The 19,401-nt window shown below is 71.8% G+C and carries 16 protein-coding genes; 13 read left to right on the forward strand and 3 right to left on the reverse strand.

All coding sequences use genetic code 11. The features are described 5' to 3' along the window. The first annotated feature begins 110 nt into the window (after positions 1-110). Positions 111-1,034: a VOC family protein gene (locus ACFQ87_RS09240; protein WP_380609992.1), complete on the forward strand. Its 924-nt coding sequence runs from the start codon at positions 111-113 to the stop codon at positions 1,032-1,034. Between the two features lie 270 nt (positions 1,035-1,304). On the opposite strand, the gene ACFQ87_RS09245 is transcribed toward ACFQ87_RS09240, so the two are convergent. Next, positions 1,305-2,168, reverse strand: coding sequence for a helix-turn-helix domain-containing protein (locus ACFQ87_RS09245; protein WP_380609993.1), 864 nt, complete (start codon positions 2,166-2,168; stop codon positions 1,305-1,307). 634 nt (positions 2,169-2,802) lie between these two features. Here ACFQ87_RS09245 and ACFQ87_RS09250 point away from each other — a divergent pair. From ACFQ87_RS09250 to ACFQ87_RS09285, 8 genes are all read left to right on the forward strand, one after another. Then, a complete protein-coding gene (locus ACFQ87_RS09250; protein WP_380609994.1) occupies positions 2,803-3,261 on the forward strand; it encodes an SsgA family sporulation/cell division regulator in 459 nt (152 codons plus the stop codon). 124 nt (positions 3,262-3,385) lie between these two features. Beyond that, positions 3,386-6,133, forward strand: coding sequence for an AAA family ATPase (locus tag ACFQ87_RS09255; protein ID WP_380609995.1), 2,748 nt, complete (start codon positions 3,386-3,388; stop codon positions 6,131-6,133). Between the two features lie 119 nt (positions 6,134-6,252). Further along, complete coding sequence (locus tag ACFQ87_RS09260) at positions 6,253-6,990, forward strand: alpha/beta fold hydrolase (RefSeq protein WP_380609996.1); 738 nt, start codon at positions 6,253-6,255, stop codon at positions 6,988-6,990. A 64-nt stretch (positions 6,991-7,054) separates the two neighbouring features. Further along, the gene (locus ACFQ87_RS09265; RefSeq protein WP_380609997.1) at positions 7,055-8,308 is read left to right on the forward strand and encodes an extracellular solute-binding protein; all 1,254 of its coding nucleotides are present in this window, start codon (positions 7,055-7,057) and stop codon (positions 8,306-8,308) included. After that, positions 8,280-9,203, forward strand: coding sequence for a carbohydrate ABC transporter permease (locus ACFQ87_RS09270; RefSeq protein ID WP_380609998.1), 924 nt, complete (start codon positions 8,280-8,282; stop codon positions 9,201-9,203). Before ACFQ87_RS09265 ends, ACFQ87_RS09270 begins: the two co-directional genes overlap by 29 nt. Positions 9,204-9,222: 19 nt before the next feature. Beyond that, on the forward strand, positions 9,223-10,041 hold the full coding sequence (locus ACFQ87_RS09275) for a carbohydrate ABC transporter permease (RefSeq protein WP_380609999.1): 819 nt from the start codon (positions 9,223-9,225) through the stop codon (positions 10,039-10,041). 120 nt (positions 10,042-10,161) lie between these two features. Then, positions 10,162-11,118 (forward strand): helix-turn-helix domain-containing protein, encoded by a 957-nt coding sequence (locus ACFQ87_RS09280; protein WP_380610000.1) that lies wholly within the window; start codon positions 10,162-10,164, stop codon positions 11,116-11,118. A gap of 184 nt (positions 11,119-11,302) precedes the next feature. Next, complete coding sequence (locus ACFQ87_RS09285) at positions 11,303-14,038, forward strand: AAA family ATPase (protein ID WP_380610001.1); 2,736 nt, start codon at positions 11,303-11,305, stop codon at positions 14,036-14,038. A gap of 8 nt (positions 14,039-14,046) precedes the next feature. On the opposite strand, the gene ACFQ87_RS09290 is transcribed toward ACFQ87_RS09285, so the two are convergent. Beyond that, a complete protein-coding gene (locus ACFQ87_RS09290; protein ID WP_380610002.1) occupies positions 14,047-15,018 on the reverse strand; it encodes an alpha/beta hydrolase in 972 nt (323 codons plus the stop codon). A 310-nt stretch (positions 15,019-15,328) separates the two neighbouring features. Beyond that, positions 15,329-16,108 (reverse strand): AraC family transcriptional regulator, encoded by a 780-nt coding sequence (locus tag ACFQ87_RS09295; protein ID WP_380610003.1) that lies wholly within the window; start codon positions 16,106-16,108, stop codon positions 15,329-15,331. A gap of 436 nt (positions 16,109-16,544) precedes the next feature. Between ACFQ87_RS09295 and ACFQ87_RS09300 the strand changes: the two genes are divergently transcribed. The 4 genes from ACFQ87_RS09300 (at position 16,545) to ACFQ87_RS09315 (ending at position 19,378) form a co-directional block, all read left to right on the forward strand. Then, positions 16,545-17,057 carry a site-specific integrase gene (locus ACFQ87_RS09300; protein WP_380610150.1) on the forward strand — a complete coding sequence of 171 codons (513 nt, stop codon included), beginning with the start codon at positions 16,545-16,547 and terminating at the stop codon, positions 17,055-17,057. 638 nt (positions 17,058-17,695) lie between these two features. Continuing rightward, complete coding sequence (locus ACFQ87_RS09305) at positions 17,696-17,845, forward strand: thiocillin family RiPP (protein WP_380610004.1); 150 nt, start codon at positions 17,696-17,698, stop codon at positions 17,843-17,845. A 52-nt stretch (positions 17,846-17,897) separates the two neighbouring features. After that, entirely contained in the window at positions 17,898-18,032 is a 135-nt protein-coding gene (locus tag ACFQ87_RS09310) for a hypothetical protein (RefSeq protein WP_380610005.1), read from the forward strand. A gap of 77 nt (positions 18,033-18,109) precedes the next feature. Beyond that, on the forward strand, positions 18,110-19,378 hold the full coding sequence (locus tag ACFQ87_RS09315; protein ID WP_380610006.1) for a cytochrome P450: 1,269 nt from the start codon (positions 18,110-18,112) through the stop codon (positions 19,376-19,378). Positions 19,379-19,401: the final 23 nt, after the last annotated feature.

Consider the following 19,401-nt stretch of genomic DNA (forward strand, 5'->3'; position numbering starts at 1 on the left):
TAGCTCCCTTGTGTCCGGCGCAGAGTGGAGGTAGTTGGGACCGCCCATTCCTCCCCCCTGGGCTCTCTTTCCGCGTGTTGGCGGGCCCCGCACCACGACCAGGAGGTCCCGTGAAGCTTCGATTCGCCCGACGCGTGGTCCCGTTGGTGGCGGCGGTCGCCGCACTGGCGGCGGTCCCCACCGCCTCGGCCACCCAGAGCAGCCCGGCGAAGCCGCCGGGCACGCACCTGAACTTCGCCGTCGGCCCGCAGTACGACACCACCCACGTGTACGTGTCGCCGGGCACCGAGCAGGCCTTCGTGACCAGTTGGACGGCCACCTTCGGCGGCACCACGATCGGCCCGGTCTCCACCCAGGTGACCCCGACACCCAGCCGGACGCTGTCCGAACTGATCGTCTCGCCGGTCGGCACGCTGTCGGTGTTCGACTACACCACGCCCGTGCCGTACCCGTTCGGCACCGAGCGCACCGGCTGGCTGGTGACCGACCTCGACCAGGCGGTCCGGGCCGCCCGCGCCGACGGCGCGGCCGTGACCGTGGCGCCGTTCGCCGACCCGATCGGCCGGGACGCCGTCGTCCAGTTCCCCGGCGGTGTCAACGCCCAGCTGTACGTCCACACGACCGCGCCGTCCTACCCCGCCCCGGCGAGCGTGCCGGAGAACCGGATCTACCTGTCGCCGGACTCCGTCCGCGCCTTCTTGGACAGCTACCTCGCCTTCACCCGGGGCCGCGTCGTCTCCGACGACCGGCGGGCCGACGGCGCCGCCATCGGCCTGCCCGGGACGACGTACCGGCTGATCCGGCTCACCTCCGGCTTCGGCGCCACCACCGTCGCGGTGACGGACGGCCACCTGCCCCACCCGTTCGGCCTGGAGACCACCGGCTACGGCGTACCGGACCTCGGCGCGACCCTGGACCGGGCCAGGGCGGCCGGCGCCACCGTGCTGTCGGGGCCGGTCCGCGCGGACGGACGGGAGAGCGCGATGGTCCGGTTCCCGGGCGGCTACGTCGCGGAGATCCACGCCGACCGCTGACCCCCGGACCATGCCCGGCGTTGCACCGCCCGTCCTCACCAGGACCGGCGGTGCAGCGCCATGTACACGGTGCCGACGACCTGTGACCACGCGGCCCGGGCGGTGCCCGCCGGGCAGCACGCGCCGAGCGGCGGCACCGGCGGAGCGTGTCCTCGCGGGCCCCCGCAACGGCCGTTCCGCCGTTCATCGGGTGCGGCCCCTCCGCCCCGGAAACACTGCGGCCGGGCTTCGGGGGTACGGCGGCCGTTCGGATGGCACCGGGTGGAGGGATCAGGAGGCGGGGTGGATTCCCTCGGTCCGGGTGGCGTAGGCCTGCCACTCACGGGGCGAGACGCCGAAGGCGTCGCGGAACGCCCGGCTGAAATGGGAGTGGCTGACGAAGCCCCAGCGATGCGCGACGGCGGACACACTGGCCTGCCGACGGGACGGGCGCCCCAGCTCCCGACGGCAGGCGTCCAGCCGACGCCGTCGCACCCACTGGCCCACGGTCATCCCGTCCTGCTGGAAGAGCTTGTGGAGGTAGCGCACCGAGATGTGCTGCGAGCGGGCGATCGATCTGGGCGAGAGGTTCGGGTCGGCGAGGTTCTGCTCGATGTAGACGCGGATCCGGGACAGCAACTCGGTCGCGCCGTTGGGGTGTTCCGGGTCCTCCCGGTCGAGCAGCTCGGTCACCAGGATGGCGACGATGTCGGAGGCACTGAGCGCGAGGTGGTGGCCTGGCCGGGCCCGGTGAGCCCGCGCCTGGGTGGCCAGGGTGCGGAGGAACTGGAAGGCGAGCGAGCCGATCCCCTCGTTCCCCCGCGCCATCAGCCCGCCCGCGCGCCGGACATCGCCCCGCCGGACGCCCAGGTAGAAGCAGGGGACGCGGAAGCGGACCATCCGGCACTCGGAGTCCTGCAACAGGCCCGCCGGGTGCGGGGTGGCGCTGATCAGCAGGTCCCCCGGGGCCAGCACGGTGCTGGCCCCGCCGCGTCGAACGGAGGCCGCACCGTGGACGTGCAGGGCGACGTAGAGGCAGTCCTCGGGATCGGTTCCGGGCGGCGGGGAGAGGATGTCGATGCAGCCGTTGCCGCCGCCGCGGGCGACCTGGTCGAGCAGGTGGGTTTCGGCTTCGGGCGCGGGGGTTTCGAGCATGGGCGAGGGACCCGACTGGTTCACGGGGAACTCCGACCGGTTGGAAGTGGTGCTGTGCGGATGCCGGCGAGGGCGGCTCGCCGCACGGCGGGGCGGCGGCGCCGGCAACGGGGCGCTCAGGAGGGGAAGTTCTTCTGGCGCCATTCATACAAGGAGTGGAACGGCTGGACAAACATTCAACGAACCGAGGTTCCAGCGGCTCCACCCGACCCGGACGGCGCTCATCCCGAGTGGCGTCCACTCCTCGGAGAAGGCCTTGACGGCACCTCGGGCGGAAGCCCAAAGAGCTTTCAGAACAGCGAAGTTCGGCCACCGGCACCGGAGCGACGACGATCGGTGAGACCGCCTGACCGCACCGCTCCCCGACAACGGGCACGGCCACGACGAACCCGCTTCCCGGCCGGCCCGGCGGCCGGGAAGGTGCACGGGCCGTCACGTCGCCGTGCACCACCGGAACATCCCCGCCGACCCCCTTTCCTAGCCTGAACGGCGGATCCGCCGCCCCCGTGCCCACGGCAGTTCCCGGGGCCGGGGCGGGACCACTGCGCCACCCCGCTCGGCCCCACCCCACCTCTCGCGCACCGGCGCCGGCACCCGCCCCGACAACGACCCCGATACCGACCCAGGAGAATCCATGCCTGCCCACCAGTCGCTGCCCAGCTCCTCCCAGCCCCGCCCGGAGGCCGCCTGCACCGAGATCCTCCTCGACGCCCGACTCGTCCTGGGCGAGCACGAGTCCCTCGACGTCCCCGTGCGCCTGGGCTACCGCAGCGACGACCCGATCGCCGTCGCGCTCGAGTTCCTCGGGCCGGCCGCCGAGGCGGGCGTCTGGCAGTTCTCCCGCGACCTCCTCTGGGAGGGACTGCAGCGGCCGGCCGGCCACGGCGACGTCCGGATCTGGCCCCCCTGCACCTGCCACGGCCGGGCGGCCCTGCGCGTCATGCTCCGCAACCGCGACGACGTCGTCCTGATCGACCTCCCGTCCCGTCAGGTGCGCCGCTGGCTCCGCCGGGAGACCTTCGCCCTCGTCCCCCCGGGTGCCGAAGCCGACGCGATCGACTGGGACGCCGTGCTGCCCGGCCACACTGGCTGAGGGTCCCGCTGCCGCCACCTGCGGTGCAGCAGCCGACCACCACCGCGTACCCTCTGGAAGCCTGGGACAACGGCACGGCCGGAACCCGACTCCGGTCGGCGTGGGTGGACGGGAAGAAGCTCGAATGGCAGGGTCAGGCGGTTCGCTGTCCCATCGCGGTCTGCGCGGCCGGGAGGCCGAACTCGCACAGCTCCAGGCGCTGATCACCTCGGTGGCCGGCACCGGGAGCGGCGGACTGGCCCTGATCCAGGGGGAACCTGGCATCGGCAAGACCACCCTGCTCGCCGAGGCCGCCACCCGGGCCGCCGCGGCGGGGTTCTCCGTGGGCCTCGGCAAGGCCGATGAGCTCCACCACATCGTGCCGCTCTCGTCGTTGGCGGCCAGCATCCTGCACGGCGACCGGCCGCTGCTGTCCGGCGACGACCTCGCCGATCTCGCCCGCAACCACGACCAGCGGATCTGGCTCGTGGAGCGCCTGGCGGAGGCGATCGAGGCCCGGGCCACCGACGCGCCGGTGCTGATCGGTCTGGACGACGTGCAGTGGGCCGACGCGCTGAGCCGGTTCGCCCTGCAGCAGTTGCCGACCCGCCTGCGGACCTCGCCGGTCCTGTGGATGCTGACCGGGCGCCGGGAGCCCACGGGCCCGGCGGAGGAGATCGTGGCGGCCGCCGCCGGCAACCTTCCGACGGTCACGGTGTCCCTGGGCCCGCTGTCCGACGCGGCCGTCGGTCAACTGGCCGACGACACGCTCGGACCGGCGGTCGACGCATGGGTGCGGGAACTGCTCGACGGCGCCGGCGGGAACCCGTTCCTGGCGGTCGAGATGCTGGCCGGGGTACGGACCGCCGACGCCTCGCGGGAGACCGTGCCCTCCCGGCTGGTGGTCGGCGTGCGCGGCAGGCTCCGGTCCCTTCGGCCCGGCACGCTGCGCTTCCTCCAGATGGGCGCGGTGCTGGGCCGCCGGTTCGGCTTCGAGGACGCCGCCGCGCTCTGCGACCGCCCGGCCGCCGCCCTGCTCCCGGCGCTTGAGGAAGCGGTGCGCGCCGGGCTCCTGGACGACGACGGCGACCACCTGGTCTTCCGGCACGATCTGCTGCGCCAGGCGGTCTACGCCGACATCCCGCCGTCGGCCCGGAAGGCCCTTCACCGCGAGGCCGCCCGCCGCCTGGTCGCCACGGGCCGGCAGCCGACCGACGCCGTGCCGCACATCCTCCGGGGCGCCGTTCCCGGGGACGAGGAGGCCGTGGCGCTGCTGTGGCGAGCGGCTGACGACGTGCTGGCGGTCACCCCCGGCCCGGCGGCCGACCTGATGTTGCGCGCCCTCGAACTGACGCCAGCGGCAGGAAAGTTGAAGTTCGAGGTGGGCGAGCAGACGATCCTCTGCCTGGCCCGGGCCGGCCGCAACCGCGAGGCCCTGGAGACCGGCGACCGGCTCTTGGCCGACCGGCCTCCGCTGGACACTTTCGGCCGGCTTCAGTCCGCCCTGGGCGGGGCGCTGTGGACCATGGACCTCGCCGAGGAACTGCGCCGCCGGGCCGAGGCCGCGCTCGCCGCGGGCGGCTCCGCCCCGGAGATCTGCGCCCGGCTGGCCGCCCTGCGCGCCCTGGCCCTGTCCCGGGGCCGTGACCTGGCCACGGCGAGGGAGGCCGGCGAGACCGCGCTGCGGACCGCCACCGCGATCGGCGACCGGGAGGCCCATGTGCTGGCCCTGTCGGGGCTGGGCGAGATCGCGCTGAACGCGGGGGAGAACGCGGTCGCGCTGGAGCGCTTCGCCGCGCTGAGCGCCATCGACTCCGCCTTCCTCCCCGAGGAGGTCGTCGCGCACGTGCATGTGGACGACTTCGCTTCCGGTGAGCGCCTGCTCCTCCGGGCGGCGGACCGGGGCGGTACGGTGCGTCAGGCCATGCTGTTGTGGGCCCAGGGCCAGCACGACCTGGGGCTCGGCCGACTCGACGACGCCGAGGCCGACTTCGTGACCATGGAACGCCTGGAGGACGAGGTGCGGGTGCCCGTCCAGCAGGTGAACGGTCGGGTGATCCGCTCCCGGATCGCCCTGCTGCGCGGCGACCGCGAGGCGGCCCGGGAGCACCTGCTCGCCGCCCGGGAACACCTCGCCGTCAAACCGAACCCGGGCAACACGGCCGCGGTGCGCTTCCTGGAGGCCGTCCACGCCGAGGCCGACGGAAACGTCGCACTCGCAGTCGACCGGATCCGCCAGGTGCAGCAGCAGGGGCCGTTCATGCGGTGGCGGCTGATGCGCGACTGGGTCGACGCCGCGGTCCGGATGTCCCTGCGCGGCGGGGAGCGGCAGCTCGCCGAGGACCTGGCTGCGCAGGCCGAGGCCCACGCCGGACGCAACCCGTCCGTACCGACCGCCACCGGCATCGCGGCACAGGCCCACGGGCTCGTACGGAACGACCCCGCCGTGCTCGAACAGGCCGTGGACCTGCTCGGGGCGAGCCCCCGCCCGCTGACCCGGGCCGCCGCCCACGCCGATCTCGGCCGGGCCCTCCTGGGCGCGGGGCGACGACGCCGGGCGGCGGCCGCGCTGGCGCACGCGCGGGACACGTTCGCCGAGTCGGGCGCCCACGCCGCGGCGGCACAGGTCCAACGCGTCCTGGAGGGCGCCGGGACCGACACCCGCCGGACGACGACCGTGCAGCGCCCCGTCCAGGGCTGGGGTGCCCTCACGGCCTCGGAGGAGAAGGTCGCCCGCCTCATCGCCCAGGGCCACACCAACAGGTCGGCCGCCGACGTACTGGTGGTGTCCCCGCACACCGTCAACACCCATCTGACGTCCGTGTTCCGCAAGCTGTCGATCGGCTCCCGGGTCCAGCTCGCCAACCTGGTCGCGTCCCTCCCCGCGGCCTGAGCGGGCTCGTTGGTACGTTCACGCGATGCCCGCCACGGCCGGACCGGCTTGGCTGGGACATCGCCCTCCGTGGGACATCGCCCCGTCCCCACTCCCCCGCCCAGTCGAAGGCCACCGGCATGCACAGATCCACCCCCGTTCCGCCGACCGTCGTACTGGTCCACGGGGCATTCACCGACGCCTCGTCCTGGTCTGAGGTCATCGGCCCGCTGCGCGCCGCCGGTTTGACGGTGCACGCCCCCGCGAACCCGCTGCGCGGCCTGGCGCATGACGCCGCGTGCGTCCGGAGCCTGCTGCGCGAGCTCGACACCCCCGTCGTCCTGGTCGGCCACGGATACGGCGGCGCGGTCATCACCCAGGCGACCGACGACACCGACCAGGTGGTGGCCCTGTGCTACGTCGCCGCGTTCGCCCTCGACGCCGGCGAGTGCCTGCTGGACATCACCAACCGCTTCGCCCCCTCCCCACTGGCCGACGCCACCGTCACCACCGCCCTCCCCTCCGGCCCCGACAGTGAGGTGTACATCCACGCGGAACGGTTCCGGCAGCTGTACGCCGACGACCTGTCACCCGCGGCCGGGCAGGCGCTGGCCGCGGCACAACGCCCGATAGCCTGCGGCGCGCTGACCGGCAGATCGGGCTCGCCGGCCTGGGCGGACAAGCCGTCCTGGTACGCCATCGCGACCGCCGACCGGATGCTCAACCCCGCCGCCCAGCGCTTCATGGCCCAGCGCATGGCGGCCACCGAGTACGTGCTGGACGCCTCGCACGCCGTCCCGCTGTCGCGGCCCGAAGCCGTGGTGGCGATGATCCGGGAGGCCACCGGGTACGCCACGGGTACTCCGGGGGGTGTTTAATGTGCGTTCGAACGGAAGAGTCCGATTGGACCCCGACCCCCAGGCACCCGGCAAAGGCACCAGCATGACTTCACCGGCCAGATCGTCGGCTCGGCGGATCGCCGCCATCCTGGCCGGGATCCTCCTCCTGGCGCCGGCCGCCACCGGGTGCGGTCACCGCACCGGTTCCGGGCGGGCCGGGGGCGAGGTCACCGCCATCACCGCGCTCGACTACTACACCGACCAAGCCGAACACACCCAGTGGGGCGACCTGCTCACCGCGTGCGGGCGGACGGTCGGGGTGCGGGTCGAGCAGACGAGCGTCCCGGGGGCGTCCCTGATCCCCAAGGTCCTGCAGCAGGCGTCCTCACGGACCCTCCCCGACCTGCTGATGCTCGACAACCCCGACCTGCAGCAGATCGCCCGGACCGGCGCACTGGCCCCGCTGGACGGCTACGGCATCGACGCCGACGGCTTCGCCCCGGGCATCGCGTCGGCGGGCACCTACCAGGGCAAGCTGTACGGGCTGGCCCCCAACGTCAGCACCCTCGCCCTGATCTACAACAAGGACATGCTCGCCGAGGCCGGCGTCGCCGTCCCGAGGACCTGGGACGAGCTGAAGGCGGCCGCGGCCGCGTTGACCCGTCCCGGACGCTACGGCATGGCGGTCGACGCGAACGCCACCTTCGAGGGCACCTGGCAGTTCCTGCCCTTCCTCTGGTCCAACGGCGGCGACGAACGGCAGTTGGACACCCCCCAGGCCGCGCAGGCGCTCCAGCTCTGGGTCGACCTGGTGAACAGCGGCTCCATGTCGAAGTCGGTGCTGAACTGGACCCAGGCCGACGTCCACGACCAGTTCGTCGCCGGACGGACGGCCATGATGATCAACGGCCCGTGGCGCATCCCGGCCCTGGAGCAGGACGCCAACCTGCACTGGGGAGTGGCCCCCGTCCCCGTCCCCCGGCTGGGGCAGTCCCCGGTCACCCCGCTCGGCGGCGAGGTGTGGACCGTCCCGCAGAGCCCTTCCAAAGCCCGGCAGCAGAAGGCCGCCCAGGTCCTCGCTTGCCTGAACTCCCCCTCGAACATGCTCACCCTGGCCCAGGAGCACCACACCGTGCCCTCCCGCACCGCAGTGGCCGCCCAGCACGTCGAGGCGAACCCGTCGATGGCCGCCTTCGCCCAGAGCGTGGCGGTGGCGCGCGCCCGTACCAGCGAGCTCGGCGTCGAGTGGCCCAAGGCGGCGACGGGGATCTACACCGCGATCCAGTCCGCGCTGACGGGCGAACAGACGCCGGAGGAAGCCCTCAGCCATGCGCAGCAGACCGCCACAGGCCGCTGACCCGTCGCCGGTCCGACGCGGGGACCGCTGGACCCGGTGGCTGTTCGTCGCGCCCGCCGCGGCGTACCTGCTGCTGTTCTTCGGCTACCCGATCGCCGACAACGTCGTGATGAGCTTCCAGCGGTACACCGTCACGAGCTTCTACACCGGTGACGCCCCGTTCGCGGGCCTGCGGAACTACGCGGCGGTCCTCTCGTCCTCCGCATTCCCCCGGACCCTGCTGACCACGGCCGTGTTCACAGCCGGCTCGGTCCTGGGGCAGTTCGCCCTCGGCCTGGCCTTCGCCCTGTTCTTCCGACGCCGTTTCCCGCTCGGCGGCGTGCTGCGGTCACTCCTGCTGCTGCCGTGGCTGCTGCCGCTGGTCGCCTCCGGAACCACCTGGAAGTGGATGCTCGACCCCGACACCGGAGTCGTCAACGCGGTGCTGCGCGGCGTCCACCTCACGTCATCCGGCGTTCCCTGGCTCACCGGCACCTCCCAGGCCCTGCTGTCGGTGGTCCTGGTCAACATCTGGGTCGGCGTCCCCTTCAACACCGCGATCCTGTACGGCGGCCTGCAGGACATCCCCCCGCACCTGTACGAGGCGGCGAAGCTGGACGGCGCCGGCCCACTGGCCTCGTTCCGCCACATCACCTGGCCACTGCTGCGGCCGGTGGTCAGCGTGGTGCTCGTGCTGGGCGTGGTCTACACCGTCAAGGTGCTGGACGTCATCCTGGTGGTCACGGGCGGAGGGCCGGCCGGGGCCACCGAGACCATCGCCACCCAGTCCTACGAACTGTCCTTCCGGCAGTTCGACTTCGGGCGCGGCGCCGCGATGAGCAACCTGCTCATCGTCCTCTCGCTGGTGTTCGCAGTCCTCCACCTGCGTGCCGACCGACGTGCCCGGACCGTCTGACCGTCTGAGAGGCGCTCCCGTGAAACGCCCACCCGGCCGCGGCGGCCCGCTGTCCACCCTCGTCGGGATCGTCCTGCTCGCACTGATGCTGTTCCCCGTCTACTGGATGGTGAACGCCTCCCTCCAGCCGGCCGGCAACACCCTGCGCGGAGGATGGTTCCCGCTCCACCCGGACCTCAGCGGATACGCCACCGCGCTGCGCGACCAGGGGCGCAACCTCGTCACCAGCCTCGTGGTGGCTCTCGGCAGCGCGCTGCTCAGCCTGGCTCTCGCCGCACCGGCGGCCCACGCGCTGGCCCGGTTCCGCCTGCGCGGCACCAAGGTCGTGCTCCTCGGCATCCTGACCACCCAGGCGGTGCCGGGCATCGTGGTGGCCAACGCGCTCTACGGCGCCTACAACGACCTGGGGCTCCTGAACTCCCACCTCGGGCTGGTCCTCGCCGACTCCACCGCCGGCGTCCCCTTCGCGATCGTCGTCCTGCACTCGTTCATGCGGAGCATCCCCGAGGAGGTCATCGAGGCCGCGCGGATGGACGGCGCCGGCCGACTGCGCGTCTTCCGTTCCGTGGTGCTCCCGTTGAGCCGGAACGCACTGATCACAGCCGGCGTCTTCACCTTCCTCCTCGCCTGGAGCGACTTCCTCTTCGCCCTCACCCTGACCACCACGGACACCGTCCGGCCGATCACCCTGGGGGTCTACCAGTACCTCGGCGCCCACACCAACCGTTGGAACGCCGTCATGGCCACTGCCGTCCTGGCCTCCGTACCCGCCGCCGTCCTGCTCGTCGTCGCCCAGCGCCACGTCACCAGCGCCGCCACCGGTGCAGCCGTCAAGTGAGGGTCACCCCCGATCTACTAGGTTCACGCGATGTCCCGCCCCGGGCCCGCTGGCATGGTGGTCCGGAAGGCACAGCGGTGGACGGGGCCACCGGTGGCCGACCGACCCGAGAGGAACCCGGTGCCCGCATCTCTCTCCACCGCGCGACTGTCCGCCTTCGACCGGGCGGAGAGCTGGCACGAGGCGGTGTCCCACGCCTTCGTGCCGATGGCCGTGGACCTCCTGGAGGAGGTGCCGTCGCCCGGGACGATCGTCGGCCACCAACTCGGCCCGGTCCGGATATTGCGGGTCCAGGCGGGACCGCAGGTGGTGACGCGCACCCGGCGCATGATCGCCGACGGCGGCCCCCCGTCGCTGATCCTCAGCCTGCAGGAGCGCGGCACCGCGCTCAAGGAGCAGGACGGCAGGGAGTCGGTCATCCGACCGGGCGAGTTCTCCATCACCGACACCTCCCGGGTCTTCCGCAAGAAGATCGAGGAGGGGTTCGTCTTCACCTCCTTCCACTTCCCCCGCGCCGAGTTGGACGTCCCCGAGCGGGACCTCCGCACCCTGACCGCCACCCCCTTCAGCGGAGCCGAGGGCAGCGCCGCCCTGGTCGCCACCTACCTCTCCCGGATGGCGCGCGAGGCGCAGGTCCTGGACGAGGCCGTCGGCCGCCGGGCCGCAAGCACCGCACTCGACCTGCTGGCCCTCCTGGTCGACGACCGCTCCGGCCGCTCCCGCCAACAGGCCCCGCGCAACGCTGCCTCCCTGGAACGGGTCAAGGACCACATCCTGCGCAACCTCCGCGACCCGGACCTCTGCCCGTCCACGATCGCGGAGGCCAACTTCATGTCGGTCCGATTCCTCCACAAGCTCTTCCACCTCGAAAACACCACGGTCAGCAGCTGGATCCGCGCCCAACGCCTGGAACGCTGCAGCCGCGACCTCCTCCGCCCGGTCGCCGCGGAACTCGGTATAGCGGGCATCGCCCGCCGCTGGGGCTTCGCCAACTCCAGCCACTTCAGCCGCGCCTTCCGCGCCGCCTACGGCATGCCCCCCAGGGACTGGCAGGTCAGCAGCACCCAGGCACGATGACCCTCCGCCACCCCGCCGGGGAACGGCTCCTTCCTTGACCTGGGGTTATGTTACGTTCGGGCCGTGAGGCGAGGGTTGTTCTCAGCCGAGTGAAGGTGTGTCGGGACGCAGGTCCCAGGGGTGAAATCATCCCCACCCGAGCGAGCCGACGCTCTCGCGGTGGTGACTTCGGACGGGGGACGTGTTGTACGGGCGTGATGGCGAACTGCGGTTCCTGTCCGACTTTCTCTCCCGCTGCTTCGACGGGGCCGGCGACGCCCTGCTGCTGCGTGGTGAGGCCGGCATCGGGAAGACCGCCCTCCTCGGCGCAGCCCGGGAAGCCGCCCTCGCACGTGGCGGCCGGGTCCTGTCGGCGCTCGGCGTGCAGTCCGAAGCCTCCGTTCCCTACGCCGGGCTGCACCAGCTGCTCGCTCCGGTCCTGCCCGACCACGCTCCGTCCCTCCTGGAGCCCCAGCGGCAGGCCCTGTACGCGGCCTTCGGCATGAACGACGGCGCCGCGCCAGGGACGTTCTCCGTAGGGCTGGCCTCGTTGGAGCTGATCAGCAGCCTGGCCGACGAAGCCCCCGTCGTCCTGCTGATCGACGACGTGCAGTGGATCGACCGGGCGAGCAGCGAGGTGCTCGCCTTCGTCGCCCGACGGCTCGAAGGCGAGCGGGTCGCCCTGCTCACAGCCGTCCGCGAGGGTCACGAGAGCGTGCTGAACGACGCCGGCCTGGCCGAGATGCAGCTCCACCGGCTCGATGACGACGCGGCGGCGGCGCTCCTGCAGGCGCGCACGCCCGGGCTCGACCCTTCCCTCGGTCAACGGATCCTGGCCGAGGCCGCCGGCAATCCGCTGGCACTGGTCGAACTGCCGACGGTGCTGCGCGGGGACGGAAGCGTCCCGTCGGCGCTGCTGCCCCTGGTGCCGACCACCCGCCGCCTGGAGCGGTCCTTCCTCGCACGCGCCTCGGACCTGCCGGAGCTCACCCAGACCGTCCTGCTGGTCGCCGCCGCCGACGACGGCGCCGACCTCGCGGAGATCATCGAGACCGCGAAGGGCCTGGTCGGCGGCGACCTCTCGGTCGCCGCCCTGGAGCCCGCCGTCGACGCGGGGCTGCTCGAGATCCGCGGGCCCGAGGTGCACTTCCGCCACCCCCTGGTCCGCTCGTCCATCTACCACGCGGCCGGCCCCTCCCGTCGGCTGAGCACGCACGCGGCACTGGCGAAGACGCTGGCCGGACAGCCCGAACGCAGGGCCTGGCACCGTGCGGCCGCGACCCCCGGGGCGGACGACGACGTGGCGCTCGACCTCGAACAAGCCGCCCTCAGAGCACTGAGCCGAGGTGCCCCACGAGCCGCGGCCGAGGCGCTGCTACAGGCGGCCCTCCGCAGCCTCCCCCACACGCACAGGGGCCGGCTCCTCCTACGCACGGCAGAGATCAACTTCGAACTCGGCGAGACCGCCACGGCACGCCAGCAGCTCGCCGAGGCACAGTCCGCGGAACTCCGGACCGAGGAGAGGCTGCGCCTCACCCTGTGGAGCGAGGTGCTGAACCACGAGAGCTGGCTCAGCCCCGAGCGGGTGAGGGCGTTCGCCGACGTGGCGGACCAGCTGGCCGGTGCCGACAGCGCGGGCGCCGTACTCGCGCTCAACGCGCTGTGGCCCCTGTCCATCAGGTGCTGGCACGACAACCCGACGCAGGAGACCCGCGACCTCTTCGTCCAGGCGGCACGGCGGCTGCAGCGGCACGACAGCGACCCGATGGCCCTGTCCGTCGCCGCCCTGGGCGACCCCGTCGGTCAAGCGGCCCGGATCATCGACACGACCACCCGGATCGCCCCGGGGGCCGTGGACGACCCGGCCGAACAGCACGCCCTGGGCTCCTCGCTCACCGGGATCTGGGCGCTCGACCTGTCCTGGCCCTACCATTGTGCCGCCGTCGACGGCCTGCGCCGGCAGGGACGCCTGGGACTGCTCGGCGAAGCCCTCGTGTGCCAGGCGTGGGCCGCGCTCCACCTCGGCAAACACCGGCTGGCGCACACCGCGGCGGACGAGTCCCGGCGGCTCTCCCGCGACACCGGCCGATCCCTGTGGGCGTGCGCCGCCGACCTGGTACTGGCCACCCTGGCGAGCGAACGCGGGGAGTCCGACACCGCGGACGAACTCATCCGGAGGGCCGAAGCGGAACTGCTCTCCGCCGGAGCGCACTCGATGCTCGGATTCGCCCAGTTCGCCAAGGGGCGTCACGCCATGGCCAACAAGCTGTACAACGACGCCTACGAGCAGTTGACGCGGGTGCTGGATCCGGCCGACATCACCTACCACCCGGTCCTGGGCGCCTTCGGCGCCGCGGACCTCATCGAGGCCGCGGTCCGCACCGATCGCACCGACGAGGCGGCGCACCATCACGCCCGGCTCAGTGCGCTGGCCGAGAAGACGACCGCCCCGCTCCTGAAGGCCATGGCCACCCGCACCCGCCCCCTGATCGTCGCCCCCGACCGGACGGAGGCCTCCTACGTGCAGGCCCTTGACGACAGGCTGCTGGTCAACTGGCCTTTCCACCGAGCACAGTTGCAGCTGTCCTACGGCCGGTGGCTGCGCCGCCAGCGCCGCATCCTGGAGGCCCGCCGACCCCTGCGGGCGGCCGTCGAGAGCTTCGACGCGCTGGGCGCCACCGTCTTCGCCCAGGACGCGCGGTCCGAACTGCGCGCGGCGGGCGAAGCCGTCCGCAGGGCCACACCGTCCACCGCGGACACCCTCACCCCGCAGGAACTCCAGATCGCCAGGATGGCGGCGACCGGGATAACCAACCGCGAGATCGGAACCCGCCTGTTCATCTCCCACCGCACGGTGGGTCAGCACCTGCGCCGCATCTTCCAGAAGCTCGACATCACCTCCCGCGGCCAGCTGCACCTGGCCGACCTCGGCGGCGAATAGCGACCCCGTCAGGCGCCGTAGAGGGCGGCGCGAAGAGTGTCGGCGGCAAGCGTGATGGCCGCCTCTGCCGCGCAGGTCCCGCGCAGGGCGTCGAGCACCACGAAGTCGTGGATGGCGCCCGTGAACCGCACGGAGACCACCGGGACACCGGCCGCGCGGAGTTTGCCCGCGTAGGCCTCGCCCTCGTCGCGCAGGACATCGGCCTCGGCGGTGATGATCAGGGCCGGCGGCAGCCCGATGAGTTGCTCGGTGGAAGCGCGCAGCGGGGAGGCGGTGATCCGGGCGCGTTCGGCCTCGTCGGTCGTGTACTGGTCCCAGAACCACCGCATGCCGTCGCGCCGCAGGAAGTACCCGGTGGCGAACTGGTGGTAGGAGCCGGTGTCGAAGGCGGCGTCGGTCACCGGCGAGAACAACAGCTGGTACACCAGCGGAACATCACCGCGCTCGTTGGCCATCAGCGTCAGCGCGATGGCCATGTTCCCGCCGGCCGAGTCACCGGCGACCGCGATCCGCGTGCCGTCCATCCCCTTCGCCGCGCCCTGCCGCACGACCCACTGGGCGACGGCGTAGTTCTGCTCGATGGCGACCGGGTATCGGGCCTCGGGTGAGAGAGCGTACTCGGGGAACACCACGGCGGCCTCGACACCGACGGCCAGTTCACGGACCAGACGGTCGTGTGTCCGGGCACCGTCGAACACCCATCCCGCACCGTGCAGGTAGAGGATGACGGGGAGGGTGCCCTCGGTACAGGCGGGCTTCACGATCCGCACGCGAACGCTACCGGTCGGACCGCCCGGTACGGTGATCCACTCCTCCTCGATCACGGCCTTGGCGATCCCGCAGCCGTGCATCTCCTCGACGGCCTTGCGCCCTTCCGCCGGGGGCAGCTCGAACAGGTAGGGCGGACGGGTGGTGGCTTCCGCGAAGGCGGCTGCCGCCGGTTCGAGCACCGGTTGGACCGGCTCGACGGCACCAGGCATGTGGGTTCTCCCATGCTGTACGTGAGATGTCGGTGGGGCCGGCGTGACGGCGTCGGACCCTCGGGAAGGCATCGGGGGCGTACGTTGTTGCCACGCTATGTCGCCGGACGCAGGGCACTGTGCCAGGAGTGCACACGACTGCCCCCACAGCGCAAAAGCCGATTGAGGCCATGCCGGGACGGCCGAGAGCGCCGGGAGTCGACACCTCTGTGTTCGCACGGTGTCCTGCGGAAGCCCACGCGCCCCTCGGAGGCGGCGTTCCTGGCCAGCCGGACGTCCGTAGCCCTGCACCCGCCGTGACCATCCGTGATCACGACAGGGCCTGCCATTCGCTGGGGCTCATGCCGTATTCTTCCCGGAAAATGCGGCTGAAGTGCGACGCGCTGACAAAGCCCCAACGGTTCGCCACTGCCGAGACGGCGATCCTGCGGTTCGGTGTGCGCCTCAGGTCGTGCCTGCAGGATTCCAGCCGGCGCTGCCGCAGCCACTGACCCACCGTGATGCCCTCGTGCTGGAAAATCTTGTGCAGGTAGCGGACCGATATGTGGTTGGCGCGGGCGATCGAATACGGCGACAGGTCCGGATCCATCAGGTGATTCTCGATGTAGTTCTGGATCTGCGCGATCAGTTCGCTATGGGCAACCGTCGAAAGGTCTTCTCGCTCCGTCTGGAGAAGTTCCATGACAAGGACGACGAGCAGATCCACGGTGGTGCGGGTGAGCCGGTGGATGGTCTCCGGACTGTGGTCCTGCACCCCGGCGGTGAGCTCGGCCAGACAACTCGACACCAGTGCACCCAAGCCGCCACCGCCTCCCGAGATCATTCCCGTGAGGCGATCGCAGTCCGTTTCCGACAGCTCCAGAAGGCGACGGGGCAGACGAAGGACAGTAACCCGGCCGTCATCGGCGAACCTCGGGGTGCGAGACCGGCCCGGATTGCAGAAAACGAGGTCTCCCGCCTTCAAGGGGATCTCGTCACCATCGCTGGTGATCATCACCGAATCGTCGACCGTCAGTGCCAGATGGAAAAACTCCTCATCCCTCAGAGGCACCGGGGAGACGGCCCGGATATGCCAGGACATCGTCGTCATCGATTTTCTCCCGTCGAATCGCGACCCGGAAAGCAGCAGACCCGCACATCCATCGCGCGGTCGAGGCCGACACCCGCCTCGACGGCTCGGTCGCGAGCAGGTGCGACGGCGGGCAAGGCCTGCGGCCGTTCCCGCGTCAGGACACGCCGCCGCAGGCGGCCTCATGCACCTCACTGTGGCAGGGAGCCTTACGCACAGGCATGCGTCACATGACCGTCGACACGACTACGCACCCGGCCGTCCGGCAGGCGCGCGCGCAGCTCGCCGCCGACCGCGGGAGCACCACCGTTCACCACGCGGTGGCCATGCTGCGCAACGCCCTGAACCACGCGGTGCGGACGTGGCGGCTGCGCTACAACCCGGCCACGCACTCCGTTCCCGCCAGCCCCGCGCCGCCGAGCGCGTCTGATGGACCCCCGATGAGGCCGCGGCGTTCCTGCGGCACAACGCGGAGCACTGCGCCGACCGGCTCACCGGTCTGTTCGAGGTCATGCTCGGCACCGGCATGCGCCGCGGAGAGATCCTCGCCCTGCACTGGTCGGACGTGCACCTCATGGACCGCAAGCTCTATGTCCGCTGGACCCTGACCGCCGTGAACAACGGGAAGATCCACCTAAGCGAGCCCGAGACCGAAGCCAGCCGCGCCTGGATCAGCCTCTCCCCCAGAGTCATGGCCGCCCTCCACCGCCAGGCCGCCCTCCGGATGGCCGCCGATCCCCACGGCCGGCTGGAAGGCCTGGTTTTCGCCCGCCCGGACGGCGACCCACTGCGCCCGCAGTGGGTCCTCGACCAGCTCCGCACGCGCACCACCGAACTCGACCTGCCGAAGATCGGTCTGCCTGACCTGCGCCACACCGCGGCCAGCATCATGATTGCCGCCGGCATCCCCCTGTCAGTCGTCTCCAAGACGCTGCGCCACTCCAATCTCGCCATCACCGTCGATCTCTAGTCACCAAGCCGGCCGTCCAGGCCGCCCCCGGCTTTGGCGCCCTCGCCCGCGGCGCCCATGTCACCTCCTACCGCTGGAACTTCCACGGCCGCACCTGCGCGCTGCGCCGGCATCGAAGCCTGGCTCGACACCTGGTGGCACACCCTCGACACCTGGACAGCCGCCGCCCGCACCGGCGGCCCGGCCATCCCCGCCGCACCGCACGAACTCGCCTGCGCCGCTCGGCCGGTGGCTCGGCAGCGGTGGCGCCGCGGCGGCCGGTGCCGAAGGTCCTCCCGGGCCGGCCGGCGACCCGCAGCCGGGCCTTCCCGCGTCCGGGCCCGGCGATCCGCGAGCGTGCCCGGCGGCCCGGCCGAACCGGGGGAGACCCCCGAACGGGGGGGCAGCACCTCAACGAATGGACGAGGTGTCCTCGCCGCACCCGACCTTTGTTGACGACGAGGACTGATCAAACAGCCGAAGACGCAGTTCCCGTGACCTGGCAATCTTCTCATCAGGACGCCGCGACACACTCCAGGCCGATCCGACACACCACCTCGGGTGGGACGTCCCACGTCAGCAGGGTTGTGATCGAGGCGCTTTGGCAGGCCGGTCCCGTCCAGGGCCGGGCCACGGATCTCAGCTAGGGAGGAACTGCCATGCAGAACAACGCTTCGCAGGCCGAGGAGCTCTTCATCGAGGAGCTGTCCATCGAGGAGCTCGACGAGGTGGCGGCCGCCGGCACCCTCGGCACCGCGTCCACGCTGAGCACCCCGGCCAGCACCGCGGCCACCTTCGGCAGCCACTGAGCCGATCCGCTCCGCCCCTGAATCGACGAGTGATCGAAGGGAGGGAAAAGCAATGGAGAAGGAACTCGACATGCAGGTTGAGGAGATCTCGATCGAGGAGCTCGACGAGGTCGTCGGCGCTTCCTGCCTGAGCTCGGCCGGCACCGTCAGCACGCCGGCGTCGCTCGGCACCGCCGCGTGCTGGTAGTCGCACAGACCGCTGCCGGTGTCCGCCGATCGTAGCGGCGGACACCGGCAGCATCCATGATAAGGAAGGTACGGCAGATGGACGACCTGGTACGGGCGGTACTCGGCTACCTGGCTGATCCCGGGTCGCAACCGGCCGGCAGCAACGAGCTGTTCGCGCGGTTGGCAGCGGAGAAGCCGATTCTGCGCGGCGGATCGGTGTGGATCGTCTCGCGCCACGACCTTGTCACAAAGCTCGCACGCAACAGGCAGCTCGTGATGCGGCTCCCGGACCAGTGGACGAACACCCCGGACGTCAACCGGGCCGTCGCCCTGGTGCTGCAACAGCTCATGCCCATCCAGCCGCCCCTCGACCACCAGCGGCTGCGCCGGCTGCTCGCCTCGGAGTTCAGCGCGAAGGCGACCGTCGGGCTTCGGGGACGGGTGCAGTCCATCGTGGACGAGGTGTTCGCCCAGCCCCTGGCCCGGGGCGAGTGCGAGTTCGTCCAGGACGTCTGCGGCCCTCTGCCCGTGTACACCACCGCAGCGCTGCTGGGGCTGCCGGACGAGGACCGGCCCCGGGTGCTGGAGTGGGCGCAGACGATCAACACCCTGATCACCCACGAACTCATCAGCCGGGTGGGCGGCGCCGGCGGCCAGGAGCAGCCCGCTGCCCCCGCCACTCCGAGCAGCCTTGCCGAGGTGGTCGGCTACATCGAGGAACTGGTCGAGGAGCGCACCCGCAAGCCGGGGGACGACATCGTCTCGCGCCTGGCCCGGAGCGCCTCGCCCGAGGACGGGAAGCTGTCCCGGCAGGAACTCATCGCCATGGTCGTCATGTTGCTGATGACCGGCATCGACACGGTGGGCGGTGCCCTGGCGAACGTCGTGACGGCGCTGGACCGCAACCGGGCGGCGTGGCGGCGTGTCGTCGCCGACCCGTCGCTGGCCGCGGCTGCCTACGCGGAGGGGATCCGGCTCCTTCCGCCGACCCCCATGGCGACCCGGATCGCCGACGCCGACATCGAGCTCGGCAACATCACGATTCCCGCCGGGAGCACGGTGATCCTGATGTACGGCGCCGCCAACCTGGATCCGGCCGTGTTCACCGACCCCACGGCGTTCGACCTCGACCGCAGCGAGGCGAACAGCCTCGCGTTCGGTCACGGCGCGCACTACTGCCTCGGCGCGAGCCTGGCCATGCTGCAGGGCGAGATCGTCCTGCAGACGCTCGCCCGGCACTGCCCCGACTTCACCGTGGTGGCCGGACCTGCGCGACGGCGTACGGAGTTGGCCTTCCACAGCTTCGCCGAGCTTAACCTGCGCCTGACCGCGCAGCCGCGCCGGCCCGCCCCGGCGGAGGCGTAGCGATGGGGGCTCCGTGGCGGACG

The organism is Kitasatospora sp. NPDC056531 (genome assembly GCF_042794375.1).
GTDB lineage: Bacteria > Actinomycetota > Actinomycetes > Streptomycetales > Streptomycetaceae > Kitasatospora.

Bases quoted from the DNA above. Each gene is read 5' to 3' on its own strand.
- ACFQ87_RS09310 (WP_380610005.1), top strand. From the start codon at position 17,898: ATGGAGAAGGAACTCGACATGCAGGTTGAGGAGATCTCGATCGAGGAG.
- ACFQ87_RS09265 (WP_380609997.1), top strand. From the start codon at position 7,055: ATGACTTCACCGGCCAGATCGTCGGCTCGGCGGATCGCCGCCATCCTG.
- ACFQ87_RS09290 (WP_380610002.1), bottom strand. From the start codon at position 15,018: ATGCCTGGTGCCGTCGAGCCGGTCCAACCGGTGCTCGAACCGGCGGCA.
- ACFQ87_RS09260 (WP_380609996.1), top strand. From the start codon at position 6,253: ATGCACAGATCCACCCCCGTTCCGCCGACCGTCGTACTGGTCCACGGG.
- ACFQ87_RS09295 (WP_380610003.1), bottom strand. From the start codon at position 16,108: ATGACGACGATGTCCTGGCATATCCGGGCCGTCTCCCCGGTGCCTCTG.
- ACFQ87_RS09255 (WP_380609995.1), top strand. From the start codon at position 3,386: ATGGCAGGGTCAGGCGGTTCGCTGTCCCATCGCGGTCTGCGCGGCCGG.
- ACFQ87_RS09305 (WP_380610004.1), top strand. From the start codon at position 17,696: ATGCAGAACAACGCTTCGCAGGCCGAGGAGCTCTTCATCGAGGAGCTG.
- ACFQ87_RS09270 (WP_380609998.1), top strand. From the start codon at position 8,280: ATGCGCAGCAGACCGCCACAGGCCGCTGACCCGTCGCCGGTCCGACGC.
- ACFQ87_RS09315 (WP_380610006.1), top strand. From the start codon at position 18,110: ATGGACGACCTGGTACGGGCGGTACTCGGCTACCTGGCTGATCCCGGG.
- ACFQ87_RS09245 (WP_380609993.1), bottom strand. From the start codon at position 2,168: ATGCTCGAAACCCCCGCGCCCGAAGCCGAAACCCACCTGCTCGACCAG.
- ACFQ87_RS09250 (WP_380609994.1), top strand. From the start codon at position 2,803: ATGCCTGCCCACCAGTCGCTGCCCAGCTCCTCCCAGCCCCGCCCGGAG.